The sequence below is a fragment of the Pseudoalteromonas sp. 10-33 genome (assembly GCF_001469195.1).
Classification (GTDB): Bacteria; Pseudomonadota; Gammaproteobacteria; order Enterobacterales; family Alteromonadaceae; genus Pseudoalteromonas.
Genome location: NZ_LOFI01000020.1, coordinates 1 through 9244, shown reverse-complemented (window position 1 = coordinate 9244; position 9244 = coordinate 1). Strand labels below are relative to the sequence as shown.

Here is a 9244-nt window from a genome sequence, read left to right as displayed (position 1 = left end):
GTGACAGGCGTATTTTAGTTTGTTTTTGTAGACGTAGAGCTTGCTCACGTTAGAAGCGGCAGCTTCTTGTTATTTAAAATAAATATCACCACAGAGCACACCGAGGCGCTTTGCGCTACACAGAGTTAAAAAATATTGGTTTGGTTACTGCTCCTGGTCTTCTCCTTCACTTCTCGGTGGTAACACAATCATTTTATTAACCCCCGTAAAAGCGTTGCTTTTAAACGCCAGCAAGCTGCGCGTCTACCAGTAAATTTAGAAATAATGAGCTTATAAAACTGTAATGCACAAAGAGGAGTGAATGAGGAGTAAATGAGAAGAGCAAAGCTACTTGATTTAAGTTATTGGTTTTAATAACGAGTCACTTGATCACTTTTCTAAAAGCGCAGCGTCTCTTATCCTCTTCGTGAATCATTGGTTTTAAAGATGTAATGCACAAAGGGAAGCGAATGAGTAGTCAAAGTGATGGTGTTAAGTGATCTTTTTATTACCACAGAGCACACTGAGGCGCTTTGCGCTACACAGAGAAAACATTAGTAATGTTAGTTACTTCTCCGCATCTTTTTTCTTAACTTTTGGTGCTGAAACAATAACCTTTCAACCCCCGTAAAAGCGTTGCTTTTAAACGCCAGCAAGCTGCGCGTCTACCAATAAATTTAACCTCTTTTTTAATAATAGGTTTTTAGGGCTTTAATGCACAAAGAGAAGCGAATGAGGAGTAAATGAGAAGCCAAGCCATTTGATTTATTGGTTTTTTAATCACGAGTCACTTGATCACTTCTCTAAAAGCGCAGCGTCTCTAAACCTCTTTGTGAATAATGGGTTTTTAGGGCTTTAATGCACAAAGAGGAGTGAGTAGGGTTGTTACTCTTTTGTTTGTAGCTTTTTAGCGCGTTCTTCTGCGTCTATTAATGCTTGTGATTTAGGGGCGCGTTGTTTTTCTTCTATTTTGGGTTTTTCGGCTGAGTTTGGGTCCCAACTTGCATCAAGTGATAGGTTGGCAAATGGGTTGTTGGTATCTGCTTTTTTAGGCTCAGCTGTAGGGGTTTTTGGCTCGGCTTTTGCCTCAGATGCTTTTGGCTCTGGTTGCATTGTTTCAGGGGTGTTTTGTGGCGCTGGTGGCTCAGGCACGGTTTGTGTTGGCTCTGTTTTACGTGGTTTTTTCTTTTTGCCGGGAAGTGGTGCATTAGGATCGAACGTGCGTACTTCGGGCTCTTTAAAGTCGTGTTCAGTTTTAAATGCAGGCGCTTCTGGCTCGGGTTTATCTAATTTAGCAGGTGTACTTGTTGGTAGCGGCTCAGGTGTTTTCTCTGCTGGTTGTTCAGTTTTTTCAACAGGCTCTTCTGGTGTTGGCTCTGGTTTTACTGGGCTGTGCTTGCGCTGTTTTTTTTCAGGTTTAGCATCTGGGTCAAAGTCGCGCACTTGGGGTTCGTTAAAGCTGCTGGCGTTTTTAATACGCGCTAATGTGGTTTTGGCTGCGGCTTCAAACTCGGCGGTATTAGGTTGTGGTTTTTCTTCGATTGGTGTTTCATTTTTAATTGGGTCATTAACGGGCGCTGTTGGCTCGGTTGTTTCCGTGGCTAATTGCTCTGTGGTTGCCGGTGTATTATGTGTGGCTTTTGGTTGCTGTTGCTCTGGTGTAACTTCGGTTGGTTGTTTTTCAATGCTTTGTATATTTTGCATTTGCGTATTTGCTGTTGTAACGGCGGCGTTAGCATTGGTTTGTTTTGCGCGACTTAAACGAATGATCACCATTGCGCCAATAAGCACAACCAGTACTAATACAAAACTTGGCAATAATAACGAGCTAGGTTGCTCGCGCGCTGGTTGCGGAGCAATCACTGGCGCTACTGTTGGTTCTGGGTTTTGTATAACGGGTGCAGCTTGCTCTGTTGTTTTAATTGGCGCTGCTTCTTGTGTTTTTTCTGATGCTTGTTCCGATTTTAGCGTGGCAACTGGCTCTTCAAGTGTTTGGTCGTCAGCTGTGTTTTTAGGCTCGTTTTCTTCAACGGGTGTAGTTTGTGTAGGCTCTACATTAATGGTTACTTCGCTTGCATTTGCATCAATCATGTCGCTAATTTGCTGCTTTTGCTCATCGGTTAAGTTAAGCGTTTTTTCGTCTATTAGCCCATCGGTTGTTTGACTTTCAGGTTCAATAACCGGAGCGGGTTGCACAATATTGGGTTGTGGCTGAGTCACTATTACACTGGATTCAGGCTCTTTTACTATAGGTTTAGGCTGAGTAAGTACTTGCTTAGGTTTGTTGCAATGTTTTTTGTAATCACGCGCCGCTTTACGGTATTTTTCGCTTGTTTTGTTATTACTGTACTGCTGTACTTCTTGCTTTATAAGTATGCACATTGCTTCGTTATAAGCAGCGCTGTTAACACTATAAAATAAGGCAAAACAAAGCGTCAGGCGTGTGAATAAAGTGGTCATAAGGGTGGTTAGCGTTTAATCATTAATAAGTTGATTTTAAGCGTAAAATTAAAAATTATCTAGGGGAGCCTTACGCTTAATAGCGAGCCAATAAGGCAAAGCTCAATTCGTTTTAATGTTAACGCTTAAACAGCGGTTGTTAAGTGGCGCTAAGTAGGCGCCATTTTGTACTAGCTTATTACCATAAGGCTGCGGTATTCGTCGTAAGCAAATTGGTCGGTCATACCGCTAATGTAATCTTGAATTAGCCGGCATCGGTAATAAAACTCGTAGGCTGCAAAGTGGTCGGGCTCTTCTTGCATGGCGTCTATGGCATGTTGATAGCTATTTAAATGCTTTTTAGAGAGCTTTTTAACGAGTCTTGATTCTATGAGTAGGCGTTTGTCGCCATTTAGTGCGCGTTTAAAGTCGTCGCTTGTTAGTTGCAGTAGCGGTTTGTAGCTGTCGAGTAGGCCGTTAATGATTCTGTAGCCTTGTAACTCAAGTTTTTCTACTTCTTTATCTGAAAACACATGCGCTAGGGCAACGTGTTTAAGCGTTTGTGTTACGGCGTGCAAGTGGCTTCGGTCTTCTAGTAGGGCATGGTTAAAGTCGCCGTGATAAATGGGCTCTATGTTTTCTATAAACCGTTTGGCTGCATGGTTAACTAACGGGTGCAGTAGGGCAACACGCAGGTATATAAAAAATTCACTATTAAAGTTATACGGTTGTGCTTTGCCACGCTCGAGTGCGTAGTCTACCGCTTTGCTAACAAAGTCTTGGTGTTCGGTGTCGTCAATGGTTAGGTTTATAAGTACTTTTTGATAGTGATTTTTAAGTACAGTGCACAGTAGCTCAATGGTTATTATGTCTTTTTCTACGGCGTCTTCTATGTCGGCTAGACAGTACGATATATCGTCAGCGGCTTCCATTATGTAACTGGCCGGATGGCGGCAGTATGGCTCTATGGTTAATTCGTTTTGTAATGCCTCTATAAAGGCTTTTTCGCTGTAGTAGTAGCCTACTTTTTTCATTAAGTCGTTTTTATTTTGGGGTATGTCTTTTATATCAAGCCCTGCTGGGCGGGTGTATTTTAAAATACCAGCACTTTGGCTGTAAGTTAGGTTTAGAGTTTGCAATGAATGAATAATACGAATGCCTTGGGCATTGCCTTCAAAGTTGCAAATGTCTTGCGCTAAGTGCTTAAAAATAACACCAATGCCGGTATTTGGCTCGCGGCATCGCTCGGGGGTAACACTGGCTAAATTAGAATTAAACCAGTGGTTTATTGCGGCTTCGCCAAAGTGCCCAAAAGGTGGATTGCCAATGTCGTGCATTAGGCAGGCCATTTCTACTAGGCTTTCGAGCGGGCGCTCTAGGTCGGTTAAACCAAAGTCTGTTTGTTGTTGGTAGCTTAAGTTGGCAAAAATACGCTGTACAATAAAGCGGCCAACTTGCTGTACTTCAAGCGAGTGAGTTAGCCTTGAACGCACTGCGGCATTTCGCTCTAGCGGAAATACTTGTGTTTTTTGTTGTAAGCGACGAATAGCGGCGCTGTTCATTATGCGACCACGGTCGCTTTCAAGCGCCATTTGTAAATTAGAGGTGGTTCGGTACATGCGCGCGGGGGTTATTTTTTTACTAAAGTCGATAGTCATCGGTGTCCTTGTTTGGTGTTGACGACTGGCAAAGTGAGTGCGCGGTGTCATTCTTTTTTAATACTTACTTGTTAATATATACACCTAGACGAGTTAGGTACAGGTACTTGTATCATTTAAGCCCCTGCAATTGTATTATAAAGCTATATTTTTCAGTATTTAACGCATTTTAATGTAGGCGAGTATTTATAATGAAGTATGTGTTTTTAAAGGTAATGATATTGGCATCTTTGGTGCTTACTAGCCATTTAGCGTTTGCGGCAAAAGAGCAAACCGTAGTGCTTGTGTCGATTGACGGTTTTAGATGGGATTACATTGAAAAACACGGGGCACCTAATTTAAAAGCCATGGCAGATAAAGGCGTAAGGGCACAAAAGTTAATACCGGTTTACCCCACTAAAACGTTTCCTAACCATATTTCTATTGTGACTGGGTTATTGCCCGTAAATCACGGCATTGTTGATAACAAATTTTGCGACAAAGCGCGTAATAACGAATGTTACAGTATGGGCAAAGCATTAGGCGACAGCACGTGGGTAAAGGGTATTCCGTTATGGAATTTAGCTAAAATGCAGGGGCTTAAGTCGGCGGCGTATTTTTGGCCTGAGTCGGATGCGCGTTTTAATGGTATGACCCCCGACTATTATTATCATTATTCTAAACACAGTGAATACCAAGGCCGTGTTGATCAAATTATTCAGTGGTTAAGCTTACCTAAGGCGCAGCGCCCTCGCTTTGTTGCGAGTTATTTTTCGTTAGTAGATAGCATGGGGCACGAATTTGGCCCCGACGCACCGCAAACACGCGATGCAGTTAAACAGCTCGATACATTAATGGGGCAGTTGCAAGCGCGTTTGAGTAAATTAGAACAAGATGTGAATTTAGTGATTGTGTCGGATCATGGTATGGCGGTTGTTGACCCTAATAAAAGCATTTTGTTGAACACGTTACCTAGCGATGACGGTTTTATAGTTAAAAACACGGGGCCTCGCTTACTTATATATGCAAAACCCGAAACCAGCGCAGCCGACATAGCCAATTATAAAGCGCGTTTGCGCGATGCGGCTAATGGCCGCTATACAGTGTTAACCGATGAGCAGTTAGCTGGGTATCATTATAATAAAGGGAGCCGTGTAGGCGATATTATTGCGCAAACTAACGCGCCGGCTGTGTTTACAAGTAAGGGCAAATCGACGTATGTTGGCACACATGGTTATGCTTACACAGACGACATGGCGGCCACGTTTATTGCCACTGGGCCTGCGTTTAAACAAGGTGTTAGCCTTGAAAAAGTAAATAACCTCGACATTTACCCGGTGCTTGCAAAAGTAATGGGCTTAAAGCTATTAAATAAGGTAGATGGCGATGGTAAAACGTTAATGCCGGCTATTAAGCAAAAGGTGGTTGTGCATTAAAAAGAGCGCATAACGCGCTCCAAAGGGACTAATACCAATCCGCAATAATACTTGATCATTTTTAGGGGCTAAAATAGATCACTTAATTAAACGGATTGGAATAACAAAATAACGTAAGCGGGCTAATAAATCGGCCCGCTTTTTACTAACTTACTTAAAGTTAGCAATACTTGTTTTTGTTGCCGTTACAGTACGAATTGCGTATGCCTGGTTTGTAATACCGTAAGGAATACCGTTTACGCTCCAATTTGGGTTAGAGAAGTAATCGTACTGAGTTGCACTACCAAATACTTGTGGGTACGCCATGATACTTGCAAACTCGTTTTGTACACCGTGGCCCATGCCGTCTGTATAAACACCACCCGACGTATCACCTTGCTTACGTGAATGCGCTAAACCTTGGTTATGGCCTAGCTCGTGTACAAATGTGCTTGCGCCACAGTCAATCGCCGTGATTGAGTACATACGATCGCTCATTGAGCTGTAAAGGTTGCCATTTGTACCTTGACCAACCCATGCTAAACCACATGAAATTAAGCCAGCACCTGCACTTTGACCCATACCTAGCACTGCTACCATATCGGCTTTCCAGCCTGTACGTAGGTTATCTACGTAGCTGCTGTTTGTTACTGCATTAAGCCAGTCTTCAGACGGTGTAATTGCGTAGTCGCCTAAGTTTTGCGAACCCACTAAACGTAATGTGATATCTACACCATTTTGGCTGTAAACTTGATTACTAAACGCAATAAGCTGGTTAATTTTTGTATTAATATTGCTGGTTGCTGCAGCCGATTGGTCGGTATATAAAATACCAATATCGATTGTTTCTGCTTGTGCTGTGCTTGCAGCGCACAATGCAGCGGCTACTGCCGTTTTTATGATTACATTCTTCATTGTTGTATTTCCTTACTCTTGTAGTGGTTAATATAGTTATTATTAAATTTTGCTTAAGCATAACGAGCACACTTAAGCAGCCATTTAATGAGGCTTAATATAAAAAATTAGGTACTAGTAATCCGCGATAGCACTTAATTGAGCGAGCGGAATAGGTGGTTAGCCGTCGGTTTTAGGGGCAAACATATCGGCAGCGCTATCGGTTTTTGGTTGTGGGGCACTCACGTTGTGCTCAATATGACTTTTATATAAATCGCGTTTAGCGGCTATCCAGCCGTATTGGCCTTTGCTTTCAAATACGTAGTTACCAGAAGGCGCGGTAAATTGGCCGTATATAGCGTCTTTTCCAACGGTAAGTACCGTGTTGTGCATACGTCCGTCAACGCCGAGTACTTTTCCAAAAATGCTTTTGTCGCCATTGGCCGACTCAATAACGTTAGTGACTTCGGCGGTGTAAGTTTCGGTTGTTTGTGGAATAGCTAGGTCAAAATTTTCCCCTGTTTTAAGTGCCTGTAAACTGGCTAGGTCAAACTCTATGTAGGCTTCGTTATTAAGATCGGTAGGCAGTACTTTGGCATTGGTAAGTACTGCTTTTGCACGGTCAGACAAGCGATTCACCGCGTCAAAGCTTTCAAAAGGGGCTGTTTGCTCTATTTTGGGCGTTGCTTTTATCGGATCTTTGCTCATATCAATAGGCGCTGGTGCTTTGGTTGTGCGTGTTTTTTGCAGATCAATAGGTACAAAATCGATTGCGATTGGGGCAATAGGCTCCTCGGCTTTATTGGTCTTAATTACTACTTTGTAAATGGCGAATGCGAGTACCGCAGTAGCAACGGCAGCAATGATTAAACGCTTCATTTGTTTCTCTTTTGGTGTTTTTGGTTAACTGTTTGTTACTTTTTATACTAAGTGAGTGATTAGATCAAGTTTGCTTGTGCAGTATTAATGTATTGGTTTTGTGTTTTTTAAGTTATTGTTAAGTAATGGTTAGGTTGTTTTTAGTACATTTTCGGTATTGCTTTTTGTAGGTTTTATGCGGCCTGTGGCGCTTTTATAGGTACTTGTTTGTTTTTTAAAATGCAATAATTTAAAGGTGTAAAATTTTTTAAAATAAAAATGAAAATAATTCACGATTCTTACACTAATAGCCAATTGCAATGTGAAATTACGCAACGTATGTTGTGTGCATAAAAATAAATGCAAGAGGGATTTATGACGTTTTCAGATCAATTACTTAACCGAGCAACAGCTGGGTTAGTGGCAGTGATTATTGGTTTTGCAAGTTCTATTGCATTAATTTATCAGGTTGTGATCACCCTTGGCGGAACGCCCGATTTAGTAGCGAGCTGGATTTTAATGCTAGGTTTAGTAATGGGAACAACCTCAATTGGATTATCGTACTATTACAAAGTTCCTGTTTTAATTGCATGGTCGACCACCGGGGCCGCATTACTTATATCAAGCGCACAAGGGTATAACTTGAGCGAAGCCGTTGGGGCATTTATGTTTGCCGCGTTGTTGGTTTTTTTGTCGGGGATTACGGGTTGGTTTGAAAAAATAATGAACCGAATGCCCAGTGAGCTTGCCTGTGCGATGTTGGCGGGTGTGCTGGTTACTTTTGGTATAGATGTATTTAATTTTATGAACGATATGCCCTTGGTTATAGGGCTAATGGTGTTGGTTTATTTTGTGGGTAAGCGCTTTTTTGCGCGCTTTGCGATGTTAAGTGTATTAATTGTTGGCGTGTTATTAGCGTGGCAATTTGGCTACATAGATACCAGCGCGTTACAGTGGAAAATGAGCCACTTTACCTATATTGCGCCTTCGTTTAATTTACAAGCCTGTATAAGCATTGGTTTACCTTTATATATTGTGACCATGACGTCTCAAAATTTGCCTGGTATTGCGGTGTTAAAGGCGCACAATTATAAGGCGCCTATTTCGTCATCGCTTAATGTTACGGGGCTGGTGAATGTGCTTTGTGCGCCGTTTGGGGCGTATTCAATTAATTTAGCCGCGATTACGGCGGCGATTTGTATGAGTGATGAGGCCGATAAAAACCCGGATAAACGCTATTGGGCAAGTATTGCGGGTGGTGTGTTTTATATTTTAATGGCGTTGTGTGCTGCAACGTTAGTGGGGTTGGTGGCAAGTTTACCGCAAGCACTTATTTTAGCTTTGGCGGGTATCGCTTTGTTTGGCACTATTGCTAATAGTTTGCAGCAGGCGTTAACGGGTTCGCAATATACTGAGGCTGCAATAGTGACGTTTTTGGTGACGGCGTCTGATTTAACGCTGTTTTCAGTAGGTTCTGCTTTTTGGGGAATTATTGCAGGAGTGTGTACCGTGATGATCACTCGTAAGGGTTAATGGAAGTGGATTTTAGGTAAAGTAGCAGCCAAAGTGACAGGGTTAAGTGATCTTTTACCACCACAGAGTACACCGAGGCGCTTCGCGCTACACAGAGTTAAAAAATATTGGTTTGGTCACTTCTCCTGGTTTTCTCCTTCACTTTTCGGTGGTGAAACAATCACTTTTACGAATAAATCAACTAAATGTAAAAGCGTTGCTTTAAACGCCAGCAAGCTGCGCGTCTACAGGTAAATTAAGCCATGGTATTGTAAATGATGGGCTTTTCACTAACTCTAAAAGCGTAGCGACTCTTGGACTCTTTGTGAGTAATGGGCTTTTCGATCTTTAATGCACAAAGAGAAGTGAATGAGTAGTAAATGAGCAACCAAAGTGACAAAAGTGATCTTTTATCACCACAGAGTACACCGAGGCGCTTTGCGCTACACAGAGTTTAAAAATATTGGTTTGGTCACTTCTCCTGGTCTTCTCCTTCACTTCTCGGTGGTG

General features: G+C 42.2%; 6 protein-coding genes. 2 read left to right on the top strand and 4 right to left on the bottom strand.

Annotated features, from left to right (window positions below):
* Positions 1–864: 864 nt before the first annotated feature.
* On the bottom strand, positions 865–2439 hold the full coding sequence (locus ATS76_RS10865; RefSeq protein ID WP_058552164.1) for a hypothetical protein: 1575 nt from the start codon (positions 2437–2439) through the stop codon (positions 865–867).
* Between the two features lie 170 nt (positions 2440–2609).
* A complete protein-coding gene (gene dgt, locus ATS76_RS10860; protein ID WP_058552163.1) occupies positions 2610–4076 on the bottom strand; it encodes a dGTPase in 1467 nt (488 codons plus the stop codon).
* Between the two features lie 191 nt (positions 4077–4267).
* On the opposite strand from dgt, the gene ATS76_RS10855 reads away from it, so the two are divergent.
* On the top strand, positions 4268–5491 hold the full coding sequence (locus tag ATS76_RS10855; protein ID WP_058552162.1) for an alkaline phosphatase family protein: 1224 nt from the start codon (positions 4268–4270) through the stop codon (positions 5489–5491).
* 150 nt (positions 5492–5641) lie between these two features.
* Here ATS76_RS10855 and ATS76_RS10850 read toward each other — a convergent pair whose 3' ends face one another.
* The gene (locus ATS76_RS10850) at positions 5642–6385 is read right to left on the bottom strand and encodes a zinc-dependent metalloprotease family protein (protein WP_006793508.1); all 744 of its coding nucleotides are present in this window, start codon (positions 6383–6385) and stop codon (positions 5642–5644) included.
* 159 nt (positions 6386–6544) lie between these two features.
* On the bottom strand, positions 6545–7243 hold the full coding sequence (locus ATS76_RS10845; RefSeq protein ID WP_058552161.1) for a hypothetical protein: 699 nt from the start codon (positions 7241–7243) through the stop codon (positions 6545–6547).
* A gap of 354 nt (positions 7244–7597) precedes the next feature.
* On the opposite strand from ATS76_RS10845, the gene ATS76_RS10840 reads away from it, so the two are divergent.
* The gene (locus ATS76_RS10840) at positions 7598–8755 is read left to right on the top strand and encodes a benzoate/H(+) symporter BenE family transporter (RefSeq protein WP_058552160.1); all 1158 of its coding nucleotides are present in this window, start codon (positions 7598–7600) and stop codon (positions 8753–8755) included.
* The last annotated feature ends 489 nt before the right edge of the window (positions 8756–9244 follow it).

What these genes read in the sequence shown, in the direction of transcription:
- ATS76_RS10865 (WP_058552164.1), bottom strand. Translation starts at nt 2,439, where the DNA reads ATGACCACTTTATTCACACGCCTGACGCTTTGTTTTGCCTTATTTTAT.
- dgt (WP_058552163.1), bottom strand. Translation starts at nt 4,076, where the DNA reads ATGACTATCGACTTTAGTAAAAAAATAACCCCCGCGCGCATGTACCGA.
- ATS76_RS10855 (WP_058552162.1), top strand. Translation starts at nt 4,268, where the DNA reads ATGAAGTATGTGTTTTTAAAGGTAATGATATTGGCATCTTTGGTGCTT.
- ATS76_RS10850 (WP_006793508.1), bottom strand. Translation starts at nt 6,385, where the DNA reads ATGAAGAATGTAATCATAAAAACGGCAGTAGCCGCTGCATTGTGCGCT.
- ATS76_RS10845 (WP_058552161.1), bottom strand. Translation starts at nt 7,243, where the DNA reads ATGAAGCGTTTAATCATTGCTGCCGTTGCTACTGCGGTACTCGCATTC.
- ATS76_RS10840 (WP_058552160.1), top strand. Translation starts at nt 7,598, where the DNA reads ATGACGTTTTCAGATCAATTACTTAACCGAGCAACAGCTGGGTTAGTG.